We start from the raw sequence: 20,098 nt of genomic DNA on the forward strand, positions 1-20,098 counted from the left end.
CGCTGAGCGGCGGGTTCGAGGTCGACGCCAACCCTGCGGTGGACGGTCCGGGCGAGCAGCACGGCGGGTGGTGATCCGCTGAGCGGCGGGTTCGAGGTCGACGCCAACCCTGCGGTGGACGGTCCGGGCGAGCAGCACGGCGGGTGGTGATCCGCTGAGCGGCGGGTTCGAGGTGGACGCCGAGCGGCCGTGGACGGTCCCGGGTGAGCGGCGCGGCCGGTGGTGATCCGGTGAGCGGCGGGTTCGAGGTGGACGCCGAGCCGCGCGCGTCGCTCGGGTGGATCGTCGAGGCTGGTGCCCTTTGGCGGGCCGCGTCGGTTGAACCGCCCCATATCTGGGGCAGCTCTACAGGTATCTGGGGGAGCGCTACAGGTCGGCCAGCGCCCGCACCATCAACGCGGTGCGCGTCGACTCGGCGAGGTCAAGTTCGGGGGACGCCCGATATCCGGGCGCGGGTCGCTGAACGACCGGAGTAGGACGGCACGCCGGAGTGGGCGGCAAGGTGGTGTTCAACGAATGAGCACGTACAAGCGGAGCAGCGGCGGCGAGCTGGAGGCACGGCTCTCGGCGCGCGGCGCGCGGCGCGGAGAGTGTCCGGGTGGTGGGCTGACCCCGGCGCAGAGACGACTCAGGGCCGGTCCCCAGCGGGGCCGGCCCTGTCGTTCGTGCAGCTCAGGCGAGCGGAGGATACGAGATTCGAACTCGTGAGGGTGTAAACCCAACACGCTTTCCAAGCGTGCGCCCTAGGCCTCTAGGCGAATCCTCCGCGAGCCAGGATACAGGCCCCCGCCGGCCGGGCCACCCCACCACCCCCTGAAGATCGACCGGCGGTCGGGTAGGCTTGGCGGCACCTCCCGTGCGGCGGTATCTCGTGAACCTCCCCAGGGCCGGAAGGCAGCAAGGATAAGCGAGCTCTGCCGGGTGCACGGGAGGCCTTTTTGTCTGTGGGCCGGTTGATCCACTCGACATTCATGATGTCGCGGTGTCTCGGCCACGCGGACACCGCGGTTTCCAGGAAGCCGAGTCGATCAAGGTCGATTGCCGAGTCGATCAACGCGCGCAGACCAAGCTGCCCGGGGTGGTGGGTGGTCACCCGCGCCTGACCGGCGCAGAATGGCTCGGTCGAGAGGAGGCGGGACGAGTGACGCTGGCGCTCTACCGCAAGTACCGGCCGCGCACCTTCGCTGAGGTCATCGGCCAGGAGCACGTGACCGAGCCGCTGTCGCAGGCGCTGCGCAGCGGGCGGCTCAACCACGCCTACCTCTTCTCCGGCCCGCGCGGCTGCGGCAAGACCTCCAGCGCGCGGATCCTGGCCCGCTCGCTCAACTGTGAGCAGGGCCCCACCCCCGAACCGTGCGGCAAGTGTGCGTCCTGTCGCTCGCTGGCCACCGACGGTGCCGGCTCCATCGACGTGATCGAGATCGACGCGGCCAGCCACGGCGGTGTCGACGACGCCCGCGAGCTGCGCGAGCGCGCGTTCTTCGCGCCGGCCAGCAGCCGCTTCAAGATCTACGTCATCGACGAGGCGCACATGGTCTCGACCCAGGGCTTCAACGCCCTGCTCAAGCTTGTCGAGGAGCCTCCGGAGTACGTCAAGTTCATCTTCGCCACCACCGAGCCGGAGAAGGTCCTCGGCACCATCCGGTCGCGCACCCACCACTACCCGTTCCGGCTGATCCCGCCGAAGGTCCTCCGCCCGTACCTGGAGCAACTCACCCAGGCCGAGGGCGTCGCCGTCGAGCCGGCGGTCTTCCCGCTGGTGGTCCGCGCCGGTGGCGGCAGCGCCCGGGACAGCCTCTCGGTGCTCGACCAGCTCATGGCCGGAGCCGGCCCGGAGGGCGTCAGCTACGCGCGGGCCGCCGCGCTGCTCGGGGTCACCGACGCCGCGTTGATCGACGAGATGTGTGACGCGCTGGCCGCCGGTGACGGCGCCGCCGCCTACGCCACCGTCGACCGGGTCGCCGAGGCCGGGCACGACCCGCGCCGGTTCGCCTCGGATCTTCTCGAACGGCTACGCGACCTCATCGTCATCCAGCAGGTGCCGGACGCCGCCGCGAAGGGCCTGATCGACGGCCCGGCCGACCAGATCGAGCGGATGGCCGCCCAGGCTTCGCAACTCGGCCCGGCCACGCTCTCCCGCTGCGCCGACATCGTGCACGACGGCCTGGTGGAGATGCGCGGCACCACCGCACCCCGCCTCCTGCTGGAGCTGATCTGCGCCCGGATGCTGCTGCCCGGCGTGGACGACTCCACCGGCGGCCTCCTCCAACGCCTCGAACGGATGGAACGCCGGCTCACCCTGGTTGGCACCGACGCGCCGTCGGCCGCCGCCGGCTTCGCGCCGGCCACCCACCCAGGAGTACGCCCACAGCCGGGCACCCCGGTCCCGGCTGCCGCAAGCCCCGCACCCGTCAACGCCCCGACCTTCGCCCCGCCGTGGGCTGTCGACCCGGCAGCGTCCCCCACCCAGAGCGGCGCGGGCCCGGGTGCTGCCGCGGTCTCCGGAGCACCTGCCTCGCCCGGTCAGGTCTCGGGCACACCAACTCCGGCCTCGGGTGTGTCGGCCTCGCACGTCTCGGCTGCCGACTCGCCGATCCCGGCGTCGCCCGGTGCGTTGGCCGTCGCCGGATCCGTACCCGTCTCGCCCGCCGGCCCGGCCCCCCGTCGCGTGGTGCCGCCGTCGGCGGTGCTCCCCGACCCGGCCACGCCGCAGCCGCCCCGACCGGGTGCGCCGGCCGCCGCGTTGGACGCCGTCGCGGTCCGCCGCGTCTGGCCCGACGTGGTCGGCAAGGTCAACCGGACCAACAAGCGGATCGCCGCCCTGATGCGCGACGCCGTGGTCCGTGAACTCGACGGCGACATGCTGGTGCTGACGGTGAAGTCCACAGTGCTGGCCAAGATGATGGCCGATCACGCGGCGGTGCTCACCGACGCGCTCTACGAGGAGTTGGGCGGGCGCTGGCAGATCCGCTGCGAGGTCGCCGGTGAGCGCGGTGGCGTGTCGCTGTCCGGTCCGCAGCGTTCGCAATCCGCCGCACCGGCCCGACCCGCCGCCCCCGCGTCGACTCCGACTGCCGCCCCGCACGGCAACGCCGCCGGCCCGACGAGCACGCCGCCTGCCGCAGCGAATCCGGGCGGCGCGGCGGGTCTGCCGGGTGGGTCGTCCGCCGCAGCGAATCCGGGCGGCGCGGCGGGCTTGCCGGGTGGGTCGTCCGCCACACCGAATCCGGGCGGCGCGGCGGGTCTGCCGGGTGGGTCGTCCGCAGCACCGAGTCCGAGTAGCGCGGCGGGCCTGCCGGGTGGGTCGTCCGCCGGGGCGCGTCCGGGCGGCGCTGCCGGCCCGGGTGCCCATGGTGGCGTGCCTGGTGCCCCGGGTGCACGTGCCGACGAGGGCGGGGCAGGCTTCGGTGGGTCCGGTTCGGGTCAGCAGGGCGGTACGCAGCCTGCCGGGTCGGCGGATGGTCGCGCTTCGGGTCGGCAGGGCGCGGCGCAGGCCGTCGCGTCGGCTGACGACGAGGAGGACTGGCCGGAGGCGGCCCTCCCCGGAGGTGGTGCCCCCGCCGCCGAGGCGACCGATGACGAGGACTGGCCGGAGGCCGCCCGGCCGGGCGGCGCGTCGGCCGGGGACGACCCAGGCTCTGCCGCCGCACCGGGCGGCCCCGGCCCGGCACCCACCCCGACCCGCCCGAACGGCGGCGGCGCAAATGACGGCGGCTCCAACGGCGGCGGCCCCAACGGTGGCGGCCCCAACGGTGGCGGCCCCAACGGCGGTGGCACTGACGGCGGTAGCGCCAGTGGTGGCGTTCGGAGCGGTGGTGCACCGGTGAGCAGCGCCATCGCCGCGGCTCGCGCGGCGGCGGCGGGGCGCGGTGCGCGTACCGGATCGGTGGCCCGGCCCGTCGCGGACGCCGAGTGGGCGGGCGAACCGCCCTACGACCCGGACTTCGACGGCCCGGTGCGGGGTGGCCGGCCGGGTGGTGCGGCGTCGGCGGCCCCGGTTTACGAGGGGTTCGACCCGGGCGACGAGCCGTTGGACGAGGTCATCGACGAGAAGACCGCGCGGGAGTCCAGCGAGGAGCAGGCGGTACGGCTGCTCCGCGAGACGTTCGGCGCGGAGAAGATCGACGAGGTAGACGCCCGCTAGGCACGCCCCGGCTCGGCGATCTTGCACTTTCTGTCGCCGCTTTGCGCAGAATGCCCTCTTATGCCCGGGCAGAAACTGCAAGATCGCGGCGCAGGGGGTGGGTCTCGGCTAGGAGGACTCCCAGGCAGCAGGCCCAGAGGGGGAAGGGGAGCACGGCTACCCGTTCCATGCCGCCTAGTCCGATTCCTAGGCCCTGCTGGGCGGCGAACAGCACCGTCCCGACCAGCGCTACCAGCCCGGCGACGAGGGTGAGTCGTCGCCGCTGGCCGAGCGGCGTGGTTTCCGGCGCGAAGCCGGCCAGGAACAGGCCGACGTTGCCCAGTCCCATGATCAGGAATGCGCCGAGGACGTGCAGGTTCTCGTTGACGTCTGCCGGATAGAGGGCCGCCAGGGCGTACCCGCCGGTGGCCAGCAGCAGGAGGGACTGCGCGGAGCGCGCGACGACGCCGCGACCGAGGAGTTGCCAGGTCAGCAGGAGGCCGGCTGCGAGCAGGACGGCGGTGACCAGGGTCGCGGCGTTCATCAGCGGGTGCCAGGGTGAGCAGACGTAGCGGGGTCTGGTGGTGTCCCACATGCCGCAGTGGGCGTTGCCGAGATCGCTGATGTTGTGGATGGCCCAGCTGTAGGTCGGCTCGCGCCAGCGCAGGCCGGTGATCAGGTTGGCGACCAGGAAGATCGGTGCGGCCGCGACCCAGCACAGCGCGCCGACCCGGCCGGTGCGGTTGAGGTTCATGCCGTCGAGCACACCAGTGCGGCGGGTCTCGGCGCACTACCCGCAGCCGGCCGGTTCGGGGTAGTGACAGCCGTACCCGGAGGGCTCGGCGTGGGGCGCGCACCGGGCGGGGTGTGGTCGGTCCCAGCGGATAGGCTGGGCGGCGGCCGAGCAGACGAGTGCGAGAAGGAGCCATCCGTGCGCCCAGGTGGACAGCCGAACATGCAGCAGATGCTGAAGCAGGCGCAGAAGATGCAGCAGCAGATCGCCGCCGCCCAGGCCGAGCTGGCCGAGGCCGAGCTGACCGGCACCGCCGGCGGTGGGCTGGTCACCGCGACCGTCTCCGGCTCCGGTGAGCTGAAGGCCATCAAGATCGACCCGAAGGCCGTCGACCCGGACGACGTGGAGACGCTGGAGGACCTGGTCGTCGCGGCCGTGCACAACGCCGCCGAGGCCGCACGGGAGCTGACCGAGCGCAAGATGGGCCCGGTCGCCGGTGGCATGGGCGGCCTCGGCCTGCCCGGTTTCTGAGCCGGCAGATGTACGAAGGTGCCATCCAGGATCTGATCGACGAGCTGGGCCGGCTGCCGGGCGTGGGTCCGAAGAGCGCTCAGCGGATCGCGTTCCACGTCCTGTCGGCGGATCCGGCCGACGTCAACCGGCTGGCCGGCGCGCTGCGCAAGGTCAAGGAGCTGGTGCGGTTCTGCACGACCTGCTACAACGTGGCCGAGTCCGAGCAGTGCCGGATCTGCCGCGACCCGCGCCGCACCGACGAGGTGCTGTGCGTGGTGGAGGAGCCCAAGGACGTGGTGGCCATCGAGCGGACCGGTGAGTTCCGCGGTCGCTACCACGTGCTGGGCGGCGCGATCAACCCGCTGGAGGGGATCGGGCCGGACAATCTGCGCATCCGGGAGTTGCTGATCCGGCTCGGTGGCGGCGGTGTCCGGGAGTTGATCCTGGCCACCGACCCGAACACCGAGGGCGAGGCGACCGCCACCTACCTGGCGCTGATGGTGAAGCCGATGGGGATCTCGGTGACCCGGCTGGCCAGCGGGCTGCCGGTCGGCGGCGACCTGGAGTACGCCGACGAGATCACCCTCGGGCGGGCCTTCGAGGGTCGTCGCGCGGTCTGAGTCGTACCCGCGGGGGTGGTGCCGTCGCCGACGGTGCCGCCCCCGTTTCGGTGTCCGGCCCGGCACGGATCGATGTGTCGCCACATGTGTTCACTGTGCCGTCGACTGTCAGACCCCGGCCCAAGGTGTCGGCTTGGTAGCGATTGCCTAACGCCCGTTCCGCATTGCGTGTGACATGTCATAGCCTCCCGCACACGGACCGAGCCACAGCTCGGCGTGGTCATGCGCATGACAGAGGTGAGAGATGCAGGCGAGAAGGCTTAAAACGGCCGTGGCCATCGCGGCCGTTGCCGCTCTGGCGGTCGGCGCGGCCGGCTGCGCGAAGAGCGAGCGCGACGGCGACAGTGGCGAGGCCAAGACTGGCGGCACCTTCATCTTCGCGGGTGCCGGTGACCCGAAGAACTTCGATCCGATCTTCAACGATGACGGTGAGTCGTTCCGGCCGGTCCGGCAGATGTTCGACACCCTGGTGAGCCACAAGCCGGGCACCGCGGAGTTGCAGGGTGGCCTGGCGGAGAGCTGGGAGCACGACCCGGAGGGCAAGGTCTGGACGTTCAAGCTCCGTCAGGGCGTGAAGTTCCACGACGGTACGCCGTTCAACGCCGCCGCGGTCTGCTTCAACTTCGACCGCTGGTACAACATGAAGGGCGCTGCCGCCCAGTCCCAGATGATCTACTACATGGACGTCTTCGGGGGCTTCGCCAACAACGAGAGCGAGTCCGCCGGCAAGCCGGTCTACAACAAGTGTGAGGCGCAGGGCGACGGCACCGCGGTCGTCACGCTCAACCAGTACAAGGGCGCCTTCCCGGGGGCCTTCGCGCTGACCTCGCTGTCGATCGCGAGCCCGGAGGCGTTGAAGAAGTACGACGCCAACACGGTGAAGCAGAACGGCGACTCGTTCGAGTACAGCGCCTTCGCCACCACCAACCCGGTGGGCACCGGCCCGTTCACCTTCGGTGGCTGGGACAAGGCCAAGAACGAGATCACCCTGAACCGCAACCCGGACTACTTTGGCGACAAGGCCAAGGTGGACAAGATGATCATCAAGATCATCAAGGACGAGAGCACCCGCAAGCAGGAGCTCCGTGCCGGCACCGTCCAGGGCATCGACTTCCCGGCCCCGGCCGACCGCAAGGCGCTCGAGGGTGAGGGCTTCCAGGTCATCAACCGCCCGGCGTTCAACATCCTCTACCTCGGCCTCAACCAGAAGAACCCGAAGCTGAAGGACCTGCGGGTGCGCCAGGCGATCGCCTACGCCCTCAACCGTCAGCAGCTGGTGCAGACCAAGGGCCCGGGCGGCGCGAAGGTCGCCGACGAGTTCCTGCCGGACACCGTGCTCGGCTACGCCCCGGACGTGCAGAAGTACGACTACAACCCGGAGAAGGCCAAGCAGCTCCTCAAGGACGCCGGCGCCGAGGGTCTGACGCTCAACTTCTACTACCCGCCGGACGTCACCCGGCCGTACATGCCGAACCCGCAGGAGATCTTCACCGTCCTCGCCAACGACCTCCAGGCCGTCGGCATCAAGGTCAACGGTGTGCCTCGCCCGTGGAACGGTGGCTTCAAGGACGACGTGCAGCAGTTCGGCAAGCACGACCTGCACATCCTGGGCTGGACCGGTGACTACAACGACCCGGGCAACTTCGTCGGCACGTTCTTCGGCCGGGGCAAGGCCGAGTTCGGCGACCAGTCGATGACCGAGATGTTCGACGCCATCACCAAGGCTGACGGCACCGTCGACGACGCGGGCAAGAAGGCGGCCTGGGAGCAGGTCAACCGGGACATCGCCGCCAAGTGGCTGCCGGCCGTCCCGCTCTGGCACGCCCCGCCGGCCATCGTCGTCACCAAGGACGTCAAGGGCCTGGTGGCCAGCCCGTTGACCGACGAGCGATTCAACACGGTCAGCATCAGCAAGTGACGTCCCTCGGCTGAGGCCGTAGGCGTGATCGGCCCGGGTCCGGGGTTCCTCCCGGCCCGGGCCGATCCGCGATCTTTGAGAGTCTGGTGTGTGAGAGATGTTGCGAGTCATAGTCCGCCGCCTGTTGCAGCTGGTGGTGACCCTCATAGCGCTGTCGGCGCTGATCTTCATCTGGCTGCGGAACCTGCCCGGAGGGCCGGTCGAGGCGCTGCTCGGCGAGCGGGCCACGCCCGAGCGTCGCGTGCTGCTGACCAAGGCACTCGGCTACGACCAGCCGATCCTGGTGCAGTACGGCAAGTTCATGCAGCGGGTCGTCACCGGCGACTTCGGCAACTCGATCCGGACCGGTGACCCGGTCACCGAGGTCATCAGCCGCGCCTTCCCGGCCACCATCGAGCTGGCCCTCGCCGCGATGATCATCGCCGTCGGCCTCGGTGTGCCGCTCGGCTACCTCGCCGCCCGCTGGCGCGGACGCTGGCCGGACAACCTCACCATCGCCGGCACGCTGCTCGGCATCTCCATCCCGATCTTCTTCCTGGGCTATCTGCTCAAGGACGTCTTCACCCAGAACATCCACTGGTTCCCGCCGTCCGGGCGGCTCACCACGGGTCTGGACAACACGAACGTAACCGGCTTCTTCGTGCTCGACGGCCTGCTGACCCGCGAGTTCGACGCCAGCGCGGACGCCCTGTGGCACCTGATCCTGCCGGCGATCACGCTCGCCACCATCCCGTTGGCGGTGATCGTGCGGATCACCCGGGCCAGCGTGCTCGACGTCCTGAACGAGGACTACGTACGGACCGCCGAGGCGAAGGGCCTGCGACACCGCACCATCCGTGGGCGGCACATCCTGCGCAACGCGCTGCTGCCCGTGGTCACCACCATCGGCCTGCAGACCGGTGCGCTGCTCTCCGGAGCGGTGCTCACCGAGAAGGTCTACAACTGGGGCGGCATCGGCACGCTGATCACCGACTCCATCAGCGGCGGCCGGGACTACCCGGTGCTCCAGGCGATCATCCTGCTGGCCGCGTTGGTCTTCGTGGTGGTCAACCTGCTTGTCGACCTCTCCTACGCCTTCATCGACCCGAGGGTGCGTGTGCGATGAGTGACCCGACCACCCAGGCCGGCACGCCGGCTCCCCGTCCGGGAGACGACAAGCCGCACACCGGGAACGACAAGCCGCGTCCCGAGAACGACAAGCCCCGTCCCGGCATGAGCGAGCGCAGCATCGGCCTGCTCGGCGACCGCAAGAAGGCCCGGCTCGACGAGCTGGCCCAGGCGAGCGCCTCCGACCGGGGCGGGATCAGCCTCGTCCGCGACGCCCTGCGCCGGCTGCGGCGCAACCCGGTCGCCATCGTCGGTGCCGCGATCGTTGGGCTGTTCGTCCTGGTGGCGATCTTCGCTCCGCTCATCGCACCGCACGACCCGGTGCAGCGCTTCGACGAGCTGACCAAGGGCCTCACCGTGGACACCATCCCCGGGGCCAGCAGTGGGTTCCCGTTCGGCTCCGACCCGCTCGGCCGGGACTTCCTGTCCCGCATGATCTACGGTGCCCGGCAGACGCTCTTCGTGGGCGTCCTGGCGACCCTCATCGGTCTCGCGCTCGGGGTGCTGATCGGCGCGATCGCCGGTGCCTTCGGCGGCTGGGTCGACGTGGTCCTGATGCGGCTCACCGACGTGATGCTGGCCCTGCCGAGCCTGCTGCTCGCGATCACCCTGGTCGCGATGGCCAGCCGGTCGAGCCAGTGGACTGTCATCTTCGCGGTGGCCATCGTCAGCGTGCCGATCTTCGCGCGGCTGCTGCGCGGCTCCATGCTGGCCCAGCGGGAGAGCGACCACGTGCTCGCCGCCCGCGCGCTCGGCGTCAAGGAGCGCAACATCGTGCTGCGGCACATGCTGCCCAACTCGCTGACCGCCGTGATCGTGCAGGCCACCCTGACCTTCGCGGTGGCCATCCTGGACGCCGCCGCGCTCTCCTTCCTGGGCCTCGGCGACCCGGACATCAACCGGGCCGAGTGGGGCCTGATGCTCGGTGTGGACGGCCAGCGCTACTTCGAGGTCCGTCCGGAGCTGGCGTACTACCCCGCGCTCGCGATCATCGTGGTCGCGCTCGGCTTCACCCTGCTGGGTGAGGCGATGCGCGAGGCGATCGACCCGAAGAACCGGCGGTGACCACGGTGCGCGCGACAAGCACGGTCGGATCCCGCCTTCGGCGAGCGCGAGGAGTGAGCTTGCGAGCCCCGCAGCCGCGAGCGAAGGACCAAAGCAGTGAGGAAGTGACTCGATGAGCCTGCTCGACGTCCGTGACCTGAGCGTCGTGTTCCAGCGGCGCGGCGAGCGGCCCTTCACCGCCGTGGACAAGGTCAGCTTCACGGTGGAGCCGGGGCAGACGGTCGGCCTGGTCGGCGAGTCCGGCTGCGGCAAGAGCGTCACCAGCCTGGCCATCATGGGCCTGCTGCCCAAACGCGGTAACCGCGTCACCGGGGAGGTGCTCTTCGACGGCACCGACCTGCTGAAGCTGCGAGCCGACGACATGCGTGACCGACGCGGCCGGGAGATCAGCATGATCTTCCAGGACCCGCTCTCCTCGCTGAACCCCGTCATCCCGATCGGGGTCCAGGTGGCCGAGGTGTTGGAGCGTCACCAGGGCCGGGACCGCAAGCAGGCGCTGCGCGAGTCGCGGGACCTGCTCGACGCGGTCGGCATCCCCGACCCGCAGCGGCGGCTCACCGAGTACCCGCACCAGATCTCCGGCGGGATGCGCCAGCGCGCGCTCATCGCCATCGCACTGGCCTGCAAGCCCCGGCTGCTGATCGCCGACGAGCCGACCACCGCGCTCGACGTGACCATCCAGGCGCAGATCCTCACCCTGCTCAAGCAGTTGGTCGACGACACCGGCACCGCGCTCGTCATGATCACGCACGATCTGGGCGTGGTGGCGGGGCTGTGCGACACCGTCAACGTCCTCTACGGCGGCAAGGTGGTCGAGCGGGACCGACGGCACGAGCTGTTCGCGCACGCCCGGCACCCGTACACGCACGGGCTGCTCAACTCGGTGCCCCGGCTGGACTCACCGCGCGGTGAGCGACTGCACGCGATCCGCGGGTCGGTCGCCGACAACATCCCGTGGGCCGAGGGGTGCGCGTTCGCGCCGCGCTGCGACAACGTTGTGGACGCGTGCCTGGAAGGGCCGCCGCCGCTCGAACCCACCGCCACCGGCGGCGACCTCCGCTGCAACAACCCCGTCTCCGAGGAGGTGGCGGCCCGATGACCGAACAGACCGAACCCCTGATCGAGCTGCGCGACGTCAAGGTCCACTTCCCGATCAAGAGCGGCCTGCTCTTCGACCGCACCATCGGGTACGTCTACGCGGTGGACGGGGTGTCGCTGAGCATCCGCAAGGGCGAGACGTACGGCCTGGTCGGCGAGTCCGGCTGCGGCAAGTCGACGTTGGGCCGCGGCCTGCTGCGACTCGTCGAGCCGACCGACGGCGAAATCATCTTCGACGGCACCGACGTCCGCGCGCTCAAGGGCGAGGCGATGCGGAAGGCCCGCCGCCGGATGCAGATGATCTTCCAGGATCCGCTCTCCAGCCTCGACCCCCGACAGTCGGTGGAGTCGCTGTTGGTGGAGGGGCTCAAGGCGCACGGGCTGGCCGGCGACAAGGCCGAGACCAACCGGAAGCTGCGCGAGACGCTGGAGGCGGTCGGCCTGCCCGCGTCGGCCCTCGGCAAGTACCCGCACGAGTTCTCCGGTGGCCAGCGCCAGCGGATCGGCATCGCCCGCGCACTGGTGCTCAACCCGGACCTGATCGTCGCCGACGAGCCGGTCTCCGCGCTTGACGTGTCGATCCAGGCCCAGGTGCTCAACCTGCTGGAAGATCTCCAGAACGAGCGTGGCCTGACCTACCTGATCATCGCGCACGACCTGGCGGTGGTGCGGCACATCGCCGACACGGTGGGCGTCATGTATCTCGGCGGGCTGGTGGAGGAGGCGTCAAGCGACGACCTCTACCGCGAGCCGATGCACCCGTACACCCGGGCGCTGATGTCCGCGGTGCCGGTGCCCGACCCGCTGGTGGAGGACCGCCGGGAGCGGATCCTGCTCGCCGGTGACCTGCCGTCGCCGACCCACCCGCCGTCGGGCTGCCGGTTCCACACCCGGTGCCCGTGGGCGCAGCCGACCCGGTGCGCCGACGAGCGGCCGGAACTGCGCGACGTGGTCGGTGGGCACCGGGTGGCCTGCCACTTCGCCGAGGACATCGCCGCCGGCCGGATCCGGCCGCACGAGGTCGAGGTGGAACTGGTCCGCCCGACCGAGGGCACCGGCCCCGTCGACCCGCCGGGCGAGCTGATCCCCACCCCGTGACGCCGCCAGGGGCCGTCCGGAAACGGACGGCCCCTGAACCGGTACGTGAGGTCCGGCCGCTCAGCCCTCGGGGCGGTGCAGCAGGCCCACCGCGACGCCGTGCACCGCGTCCAGCCCCGCCGGATCGGCAAGCGCGACAGACGTGCCGGTCACCGCATACCACTCGTCCGCGTCCTTGTACTGCACCCGTAGGGTGACCTTGCCGTCCGCGTACTCGGTGCGCAGCGTCAGGTCGCCAGTGACGACGCCGACCTCATCGGTCATCACGCCACCGGGGCCGGGCACGATGTCGCTGGTGCGGCTCTGCGGGCCGGCCGCGCCGCCGGAATCCGCGACCATGCCGGCACCCGGCACGGCGGCGGGGGTCTCGGCGGTGCCGTCCGCCGTCATGCCGGCGGCCGCCGGGCCGCCCGCCTCGGCGGCGGTCACGAATCGCCTCCCACTGAGCAGCCCTCCAACATCTCGGTCAGGGCGGCCTTCTCGGCGCTGGTCACCGTGAGCCGCCAGTAGTGCTTGACCGTCACCCAGCTCTCGGCGTACTTACACCAGTACTCCCGGTTCGCCGGCTTCCACTGGGACGGGTCCTGGTCACCCTTTGCCCGATTGGAGGACGCGGAAACCGCGAGGAGCTGCGGACGTGTCGTGTCGTTGGCGAAGTCGCCGCGCTTCTGGTCGTCCCACTCGTCGGCGCCCGAGCGCCACGCGTTGGCCAACGGCACCATGTGGTCGATGTCCACATCGGCGGGATCGGCGGCGCTGCGGCCGTCGTACACGCTCACCCAGCGCCCACCGACCACGTTGCAGCCGGAGAGCTTCACGTCCTTGCCGTCGCGCTGGAGGATGCTGTCCCGCACGTCGCAGTTCTTGCCCGTGTCCCGCCAGTGCGGGAAGTGGTCCCGGCTGTAACCCTTCATCGACCCTGCGGTGGCGACGGTGAGTTGGCCGAGCTGCTGCGCGGCGTTGCCGCCGTCGCTCGGCGGCGGGATGTCCGGCTCGTCCGGTGGGACGCAACCGGCCACGCCGAGCGCCAGCGCCGCGGCGAGCGCGGTCGCCGCCACTCGCGGTCCTGATCTGGTACGCACAGACGACACCTCTCCAGCTTGCGGTCTCCCGGCGATTGCGCACAGTACCCGGGAATGGTTTCGGCGTTTCGTGGCGTCTCCCACATGATGCAAGGCACATTGGTGGGATGACCGCACCCGCACCGGCGTCCGCCCTCCGGATGGGCACCTCCGCCGGCCGGGGGACGCTGCTCGCCGCCGTTCTCGCCTCCGGCATGGTCTTCCTCGACAGTACGGTCGTCAACGTGGCGCTGCCGAAGCTCGGGCAGGACCTCGGCGCGAACGTGGCAGATCTCCAGTGGACCGTCAACGGCTACCTGCTGATGCTCGCGGCGTTCGTGTTGCTCGGCGGCGCACTCGGGGACCGCTTCGGTCGGCGACGCGTCTTCCTCATCGGGGTGGTCTGGTTCACCGCCGCCTCGGTGCTGTGCGGGCTGGCCCAGGGCACCGGTTGGCTGATCGCGGCCCGGTTCCTCCAGGGTGCCGGGGGCGCGTTGCTCACGCCCGGCTCACTGTCGGTGCTCCAGGCCAGTTTCCACCCGGACGACCGGGGCCGGGCGATCGGGGCCTGGGCCGGGCTGTCCGGGGTGTCCACCGCGCTGGGCCCGTTCATCGGTGGCTGGCTGATCGACGCGCTGTCCTGGCGTTGGATCTTCTTCCTCAACCTGCCCATCGCCGTGTTGGTGGTGCTGGCCACGACGCGGTGGGTGCCGGAGAGCCGGGACGAGAGCGCCTCCCGGACCGCGGGGCCGGGTCGGACCCGTCGGCGGTTCGACATCGGGGGCGCCCTGCTGGGCGCGCTCGCGCTCGCCGGCGTCACGTACGCCCTGGTCGACGCCCCGGCGCGTGGCTTCGACTCGGCCCCGGTGCTGGTCGCGGCGCTGGTCGGGGTGCTGGCCGCGGTGGCCTTCGTGCTGCTGGAACGGCGGCGCGGCGACTCCGCGATGCTGCCCACCGGGCTGTTCGGCAGTCGGCTCTTCTCGGTGCTCAACATCTTCACCGTGGTCGTCTACGCGGCGCTCGGCGGCTTCACCTTCTTCTTCGCCGTCTACCTACAGAACGTGGTCGAGTGGTCGGCCTTCCGCACCGGCATCGCGTTGCTGCCGATGACCCTGCTGCTGTTGGCCGGGTCGGCCCGGGCGGGCGCGCTGTCCGCGCGGATCGGCCCCCGGCTGCCGCTGACCGTCGGGCCGGTGATCGCCGCGATCGGTCTGCTGCTGCTGCGCGGCGTCGGGCCGGGCGCGTCGTACTGGACCGACGTGCTGCCCGGGGTGCTGCTCTTCGGCATCGGGCTGACCCTGGTGGTGGCACCGCTGACCGCGTCGGTGCTGGCCGCCGTGCAGGATCGGTTCTCCGGGGTGGCCAGCGGCTTCAACAACGCCGCGTCCCGGGCCGGCGGCCTGCTCGCGGTGGCGGCGCTGCCGCTGCTCGTCGGCCTGTCCGGCAGCGGCTACGCGCAGAAGGCCGAGCTGACCGACGCGTTCCGGGGTGCCATGGTGTGGTGTGCGGGCCTGTTGCTGGCCGGGGCGGTGCTGGCCCTCGTGCTGGTGCACCGGCCGCCCCGCGCGGCCCCACCGTCGCAGCCCTGCCCCTCGCTGCCCGCGGCCACGCCCCCGAGGTAGGAAACCACCTCGGGGACGCGGCACGGGTCGTCAGCCGCGGGCGCGGTTGACGGCGCTGGTGACCGCCTTGATCGAGGCGGTGACGATGTTGGCGTCGGTGCCGACACCCCAGACCGTCCGACCGTCGACCTCGCACTCCACGTACGCGGCGGCCTGCGCGTCCCCACCGGAGGACAGCGCGTGCTCGTGGTAGTCGAGCACCCGCACGCCCACCCCGACCGACTGGAGCGCGTTCACGTACGCGTCGATCGGGCCGTTGCCGACCGCGGCGAGCGAGCGCTGCTCGGCGCCCACGACGACCTGGGCGTCGATCTCGACCTTGCCGTCGGTGGTGCCGATCGTGTAGCCGCTCAACCGGACCGCCGGGTCGGGCTGGTGGTCGAGCAGGTAGTGCGCCGCGAAGATCTCCCACATGGCGCCCGGGTCGACCTCGCCACCGTCGTGGTCGGTGACGTGCTGCACCACCCCGGAGAACTCGATCTGGAGCCGGCGCGGCAGGTCCAGTTGGTGCTCGCTCTTCATGATGTACGCGATGCCGCCCTTGCCGGACTGCGAGTTGACCCGGATGACCGCCTCGTAGGTGCGGCCCAGATCCTTCGGATCGATCGGCAGGTACGGCACGGCCCAGGTGTGCTCGTCCACCGGCACACCGGCGGCCTCGGCGTCGGCGGCGAGGGCGTCGAACCCCTTCTTGATGGCGTCCTGGTGGGAGCCGGAGAAGGCGGTGTAGACCAGGTCGCCCGCGTACGGGTGGCGTTCGTGCACCGGGAGCTGGTTGCAGTATTCGACCGCTCGGCGGATCTCGTCGATGTTCGAGAAGTCGATCATCGGGTCGATGCCCTGGGAGAACAGGTTGAGCCCCAGCGTCACCAGGTCCACGTTGCCGGTGCGCTCGCCGTTGCCGAACAGGCAGCCCTCGATGCGGTCCGCACCGGCGAGCAGGCCCAGCTCGGCGGCGGCGACCCCGGTGCCCCGGTCGTTGTGCGGGTGCAGGCTCAGCACCACGCTGTCGCGGCGCGGCAGGTGCCGGTGCATCCACTCGATCGAGTCGGCGTACACGTTGGGGGTGGCCATCTCGACGGTGGCCGGCAGGTTGATGATCAGCGGCCGGTCCGGCGTCGGGTCGATCACGTCGATCACCCGGGAGCAGACCTCCAGCGCGTACTCCAGCTCGGTGCCCGTGTACGACTCCGGCGAGTACTCGTAGAAGATCTCCGTGTCCGGGGTGTGGATCTCCGCGTACTTCTGGCAGAGCCGCGCACCGGTCGTGGCGATGTCGGCGATGCCGTCCTTGTCCAGCCCGAAGACCACCCGGCGCTGGAGGGTGGAGGTCGAGTTGTAGAAGTGCACGATGGCCCGCTTCGCGCCACGCAGCGACTCGAACGTCCGGTCGATCAGGTGCTCCCGGCACTGGGTCAGCACCTGGATGGTGACGTCGTCCGGGATCATGTCCTGTTCGATGAGCTGCCGGACGAAGTCGAAGTCGGTCTGGCTGGCCGACGGGAAGCCGACCTCGATCTCCTTGTAGCCCATCTGGACGAGCAGTTGGAACATCCGGCGCTTGCGCTCGGGCGACATCGGGTCGATCAGGGCCTGGTTGCCGTCGCGCAGATCGACCGCGCACCAGCGGGGGGCGGCGTCGACGGTGCGGGTGGGCCAGGTGCGGTCCGGCAGCTCCACCCGGACCTGGTCCCGGTAGGGCTGGTAGCGGTGGTACGGCATCCGGCTCGGGCGTTGCCGGGCGATCGGATCGGTCTCGGCGTCGGTGGCAGGTTGAGCCATCTCAGAGTGCTCCCTGGAACATGTGGCGTCAGCAGATCGGAAGGTGTCGGCGCGCTGCCGGGCGACGATGCGCGGCGGTGCCGAGAAGAAAATCGGATGTGCTGGACGGCGCGATGCGACTCCGCGACGAGGTGCCGGCCGGTCAGGCCTCGTCGCGGCGGCTAAGGAGGAGAAGCGCCCGCCACATGACCAAGTCACCCTACGTGATGAAACGGAGGGTGGAAAGGTTCGTCCGGACTATGGGACTCGGGTCCCGATCGGCTCCGGGGCCTCGGCACCCAGCCGTGGCGTCCGTTCGGCCCAGGCCACCACGGGTACGACAGCCACTCCGATCAGCACGAAGATCGCTGCTGTCGGTAACCAGCCCCACCCGCCCGTGCTCACCCCGAGCGCGGTCAGCGCGGCCGGGGCGACCAGATACTGCATCTGCTTGCCGAGCCGGAACGCCCCCACGTACGCGCCGCGCTGGGCGGCCGGCGGCAGGGTGGCGGTGAGCCCCCAGGAGCCCGCCGACTCGATCAACTCGGCCAGGATCAGCAACGTCGCGGCGGCCACCAGCACCACCACGGTGAGCGGGCCCCGGGTGACCCCGGAGATCGGCAGGACCAGACAGAACAGGGCGATAAGCAGAGCGCCCCGGCGGGAGGCCCGCGCCGCGCCCGGCGCGGTGTCGGCGCCCCGGCTGACGCGTACCTGGAGCAGCACGATGAGGACGGTGTTGAGCAGCACCAGCCCGGCGATCACCGTCTTCGGGGCGTCGGTGTGGCTGAGGATCCACAGCGGCAGCACCGTCAGGCTGAGCCGAATCCTGCTCCGGAGGGGTGCGCGTGTCCGAGTTGCGGTTCTGCCTGGCCGACGTGGCAGGAGTGCGGCTCGCCGTGTCGCCGGCCAACGAGACGGCCATGAGCATGTGGGCGGTTGCCGACCCGGTCCGCTACGCGGTGCACCTGCCCTGGATCGACCGGGCCCGGGCGGCGCTGCGTCGCCCCGAGGTGGCCACCCGGGTCCGACCGCTCGTGGAGCTGACCCTGCCCCGTCGCTGGTTGCCCGACTTCCTCACCCCGGCGGCCCGGCCGAACGCGCAGATGACCGAGCAGCTCGACCAGATCGCCGCGACGCCGCCGGCTGTGGTGGTGCAGGATCTGCTGGCGACCACTCCGCGTGGGCCGTTGGGTCCGTTCGGGCGGGCGCTGCTCACCGACCCCCGTGGGTTGCTGCCGCAGCTCGTCGACGCGGTGCGGGTCTGGCACGACGAGGCGATCGCCCCGGACTGGCCACGGATGCGCGCGCTGCTCGACGCGGACGTGGCGTACCGGGCCGCGCAGCTCGCCGAGGGCGGTGCCGGCCGGCTGTTCGAGCAGCTCCACCCGAGCCTGCGCTGGCTCGGCGACCGGGTGGTCAGCGACGATCCGTTCGAACGGGACTTCGATCTCCGCGGTCGCGGGTTGGCACTGAATCCGGGCGTGTTCACCGACCGGCGGGTGCTGTGGAACCTGCTGGAAGACTCGCTGCCGGCCGGCGTCTACCCGGTCCGGGCGGTCGGGACGCTCTGGGAGGCGGCCGGGCCACCGCCCGGCGACCCGCTGGCCCGGGTGATCGGCCCCGGCCGGGCCGCGCTGCTGCACCTGCTCGACACGGCGGCGACCACCACCGACCTCGCCCGCCTCGCCGCGATGTCCGCCGGAAACGTCTCCCAGCACCTGGCCGCGTTGCACGCCGCGGGCCTGGTCACCCGGTCCCGACAGGGTCGACACGTTCTCTACCGCAACACCGACGCCGCGCGGGTCCTGCTGCGGGCCAGTGGCGGGGGCGGGTGAGCCGGCGGTCGGTCAGCGCAGCAGCAGGTCGGCGACCGGGCGGCGGTGCCGCAGGCCGGTCTCCCTGGCGCGTAGATCGGCCGGCAGGGCGAACGGGTCCCCGAGCCGGCCGACGGCGGCGACCACCAGCGGGCGTACGCCCCCGGGCAGGTCGAGCTCGGTGGTGAGGCCGGGCTGGTCGAAGCGGGTCAGTTGACGCACGTGCAGGCCGATTGCGGTGGCCTGGAGGGTCAGGTGGGCCATCGCCTGACCGAGGTCGTACGCGGCCCGCTCGGCGTCGCCGCCGGTGTGCGCGCCGACCACCAGGGTCGCGGCGTGTCGGGCCCAGCCCTGGTCGCCGGCCGGAAGATTGGTCAGGATCCGCTTCCAGGTGTCGTCGTCGCGGTGGCCGAGGGCGAACCGCCAGGGCTGTCCGTTGTCCGCCGACGGCGCCCAGCGCGCGGCCTCCAGCAGTGAGGCTGCCTCGTCCGGGGTCAACTCGGCGCTCGGGTCGAAGGCGCGGGGGCTCCAGCGGAAGGCGAGCAGTGGGGTGAGGTCGGCCATGGGTGAAGTGTCCCAGATGGGCGATCTCACCCTCTTGCCCGGATCGGTCAAATGTGTGCAAGAGCACCCGTAACGGGATGAAGGTCAGGGCGTTCCCGCGCTTGGACTGCCCGACGGGTCGGGGCTTGGCGGCGCCGCGATGTCGAGCGGGTCCCGGTCGATGACCACCGGCCCCGCCAACTGCACGGTTGCCGGTGCCGCACCCGGCGGTGCGGCAAGCCTCAGCGTCCCCGCCTCGGTCCGCACACCGGTCGGTGTGCCGTCCCGGTCGTAGCAGTAGATGCCCACGTCCAGCGGGGCGTTGAGCGACGCCGAGGTGGAGTCCACCGAGTAGCAGGTGCCGGTGAGGCCCTCGGGTGGGTTGGCGGACGCCACCGCCAGCGGTGAGCGGCGGTCGGTGAGCACGTCCAGCCAGTCGGTGAGCGGATGCTGGAGCCGGGGGTCCGCCCGGCGCGGGATCGCGTCGTCGCGCTCACCGAGGCGTACGCAGCTCGCCGGCTCCGGTCGACCGGCCGAGGGCAGGGCGCACTGGAACAGCCCGTCACTGGTGGCAGCCATCGAGATGTCGACGGTGCCACCCCACGCGCCGCCCGGCACGTCGACCCGCCAGCTACCGTCGTTCGCGCTGGTGAACGCGATGGTGCGGTCCGGCTTGCCCGTCTCGGCGTACACGTACTGCGCCACCAGGTGGCGATCCTGGGCGGCTGCGGCAAGGGTGGCCAACTCGTCGCGTGCGGCGTCCACGGCGACCGGCCCCGGATCGGCGGGCGGCGGGGTCGGCGGCTGCGCGTCGGTGCAGGCGAGCAGCAGAGCGGGCAGGGCGAACACGAGCGGCCCGAGCACGCGGCCGGCCGAGCGGGTGAGGACGGGCACCGGCCCATTCTGGTGGGTGCGGGCGGTCGGCGGGGACCTGCGCGTACCGGTCCGTGCCGGCGTGTCGGGCGTGTCCGTTTCGGCGTACCGCCGGACCTGCTGGGACCGGCCCGGCCGGCCTCGCG

Annotated in this window: 17 protein-coding genes, 1 tRNA gene and 1 other RNA gene; 11 read left to right on the forward strand and 8 right to left on the reverse strand. The window is 71.3% G+C overall.

Going from position 1 to position 20,098, the window contains the following annotated elements:
- Nucleotides 1–681: 681 nt before the first annotated feature.
- A tRNA-Ser gene (locus ACGFIW_RS13385) sits at nt 682–766 on the reverse strand.
- A gap of 82 nt (nt 767–848) precedes the next feature.
- Here ACGFIW_RS13385 and ffs point away from each other — a divergent pair.
- An RNA gene (gene ffs / locus ACGFIW_RS13390) (signal recognition particle sRNA small type) lies at nt 849–938 on the forward strand.
- Nucleotides 939–1,141: 203 nt separating this feature from the next.
- Nucleotides 1,142–4,144 carry a DNA polymerase III subunit gamma and tau gene (locus tag ACGFIW_RS13395; protein ID WP_393314164.1) on the forward strand — a complete coding sequence of 1,001 codons (3,003 nt, stop codon included), beginning with the start codon at nt 1,142–1,144 and terminating at the stop codon, nt 4,142–4,144.
- 58 nt (nt 4,145–4,202) lie between these two features.
- On the opposite strand, the gene ACGFIW_RS13400 is transcribed toward ACGFIW_RS13395, so the two are convergent.
- Nucleotides 4,203–4,877: a DUF998 domain-containing protein gene (locus ACGFIW_RS13400; RefSeq protein WP_393314167.1), complete on the reverse strand. Its 675-nt coding sequence runs from the start codon at nt 4,875–4,877 to the stop codon at nt 4,203–4,205.
- A 201-nt stretch (nt 4,878–5,078) separates the two neighbouring features.
- Between ACGFIW_RS13400 and ACGFIW_RS13405 the strand changes: the two genes are divergently transcribed.
- From ACGFIW_RS13405 to ACGFIW_RS13435, 7 genes are all read left to right on the forward strand, one after another.
- The gene (locus ACGFIW_RS13405; RefSeq protein ID WP_007466279.1) at nt 5,079–5,387 is read left to right on the forward strand and encodes a YbaB/EbfC family nucleoid-associated protein; all 309 of its coding nucleotides are present in this window, start codon (nt 5,079–5,081) and stop codon (nt 5,385–5,387) included.
- An 8-nt stretch (nt 5,388–5,395) separates the two neighbouring features.
- Nucleotides 5,396–5,989 carry a recombination mediator RecR gene (gene recR / locus ACGFIW_RS13410; RefSeq protein ID WP_278149514.1) on the forward strand — a complete coding sequence of 198 codons (594 nt, stop codon included), beginning with the start codon at nt 5,396–5,398 and terminating at the stop codon, nt 5,987–5,989.
- Between the two features lie 244 nt (nt 5,990–6,233).
- A complete protein-coding gene (locus ACGFIW_RS13415) occupies nt 6,234–7,907 on the forward strand; it encodes an ABC transporter substrate-binding protein (RefSeq protein ID WP_393314170.1) in 1,674 nt (557 codons plus the stop codon).
- Nucleotides 7,908–8,004: 97 nt separating this feature from the next.
- On the forward strand, nt 8,005–9,012 hold the full coding sequence (locus tag ACGFIW_RS13420; RefSeq protein WP_357803309.1) for an ABC transporter permease: 1,008 nt from the start codon (nt 8,005–8,007) through the stop codon (nt 9,010–9,012).
- Nucleotides 9,013–9,119: 107 nt separating this feature from the next.
- Nucleotides 9,120–10,079: an ABC transporter permease gene (locus ACGFIW_RS13425; protein WP_357554740.1), complete on the forward strand. Its 960-nt coding sequence runs from the start codon at nt 9,120–9,122 to the stop codon at nt 10,077–10,079.
- A gap of 112 nt (nt 10,080–10,191) precedes the next feature.
- A complete protein-coding gene (locus tag ACGFIW_RS13430) occupies nt 10,192–11,178 on the forward strand; it encodes an ABC transporter ATP-binding protein (RefSeq protein ID WP_393314174.1) in 987 nt (328 codons plus the stop codon).
- Nucleotides 11,175–12,275, forward strand: a complete 1,101-nt coding sequence (locus tag ACGFIW_RS13435) for an ABC transporter ATP-binding protein (RefSeq protein ID WP_393314177.1) — start codon at nt 11,175–11,177, stop codon at nt 12,273–12,275. The genes ACGFIW_RS13430 and ACGFIW_RS13435 overlap by 4 nt, the downstream gene beginning before the upstream one ends.
- 60 nt (nt 12,276–12,335) lie before the next feature.
- On the opposite strand, the gene ACGFIW_RS13440 is transcribed toward ACGFIW_RS13435, so the two are convergent.
- Nucleotides 12,336–12,665: a hypothetical protein gene (locus tag ACGFIW_RS13440; protein ID WP_393315271.1), complete on the reverse strand. Its 330-nt coding sequence runs from the start codon at nt 12,663–12,665 to the stop codon at nt 12,336–12,338.
- A gap of 35 nt (nt 12,666–12,700) precedes the next feature.
- Nucleotides 12,701–13,357: an HNH endonuclease family protein gene (locus ACGFIW_RS13445; protein WP_393314180.1), complete on the reverse strand. Its 657-nt coding sequence runs from the start codon at nt 13,355–13,357 to the stop codon at nt 12,701–12,703.
- Between the two features lie 107 nt (nt 13,358–13,464).
- Between ACGFIW_RS13445 and ACGFIW_RS13450 the strand changes: the two genes are divergently transcribed.
- Nucleotides 13,465–14,958, forward strand: a complete 1,494-nt coding sequence (locus ACGFIW_RS13450; RefSeq protein WP_393314183.1) for an MFS transporter — start codon at nt 13,465–13,467, stop codon at nt 14,956–14,958.
- A gap of 30 nt (nt 14,959–14,988) precedes the next feature.
- Here the strand turns inward: ACGFIW_RS13450 and leuA are convergent, their stop codons facing one another.
- Both leuA and ACGFIW_RS13460 read right to left on the reverse strand, forming a co-directional pair.
- Nucleotides 14,989–16,740 carry a 2-isopropylmalate synthase gene (leuA, locus tag ACGFIW_RS13455; RefSeq protein WP_393314186.1) on the reverse strand — a complete coding sequence of 584 codons (1,752 nt, stop codon included), beginning with the start codon at nt 16,738–16,740 and terminating at the stop codon, nt 14,989–14,991.
- 237 nt (nt 16,741–16,977) lie between these two features.
- Nucleotides 16,978–17,529, reverse strand: a complete 552-nt coding sequence (locus tag ACGFIW_RS13460) for a hypothetical protein (RefSeq protein ID WP_393314189.1) — start codon at nt 17,527–17,529, stop codon at nt 16,978–16,980.
- A 38-nt stretch (nt 17,530–17,567) separates the two neighbouring features.
- Here ACGFIW_RS13460 and ACGFIW_RS13465 point away from each other — a divergent pair, with 38 nt between their 5' ends.
- Nucleotides 17,568–18,557, forward strand: a complete 990-nt coding sequence (locus ACGFIW_RS13465) for an ArsR family transcriptional regulator (RefSeq protein WP_393314192.1) — start codon at nt 17,568–17,570, stop codon at nt 18,555–18,557.
- 12 nt (nt 18,558–18,569) lie between these two features.
- Here the strand turns inward: ACGFIW_RS13465 and ACGFIW_RS13470 are convergent, their stop codons facing one another.
- Nucleotides 18,570–19,100: a nitroreductase family protein gene (locus ACGFIW_RS13470; RefSeq protein ID WP_393314195.1), complete on the reverse strand. Its 531-nt coding sequence runs from the start codon at nt 19,098–19,100 to the stop codon at nt 18,570–18,572.
- Between the two features lie 84 nt (nt 19,101–19,184).
- Nucleotides 19,185–19,973: a hypothetical protein gene (locus ACGFIW_RS13475; protein WP_393314198.1), complete on the reverse strand. Its 789-nt coding sequence runs from the start codon at nt 19,971–19,973 to the stop codon at nt 19,185–19,187.
- Nucleotides 19,974–20,098 lie beyond the last annotated feature (125 nt).

This window comes from Micromonospora sp. NPDC048935, assembly GCF_043197875.1.
Taxonomy (GTDB): Bacteria; Actinomycetota; Actinomycetes; order Mycobacteriales; family Micromonosporaceae; genus Micromonospora.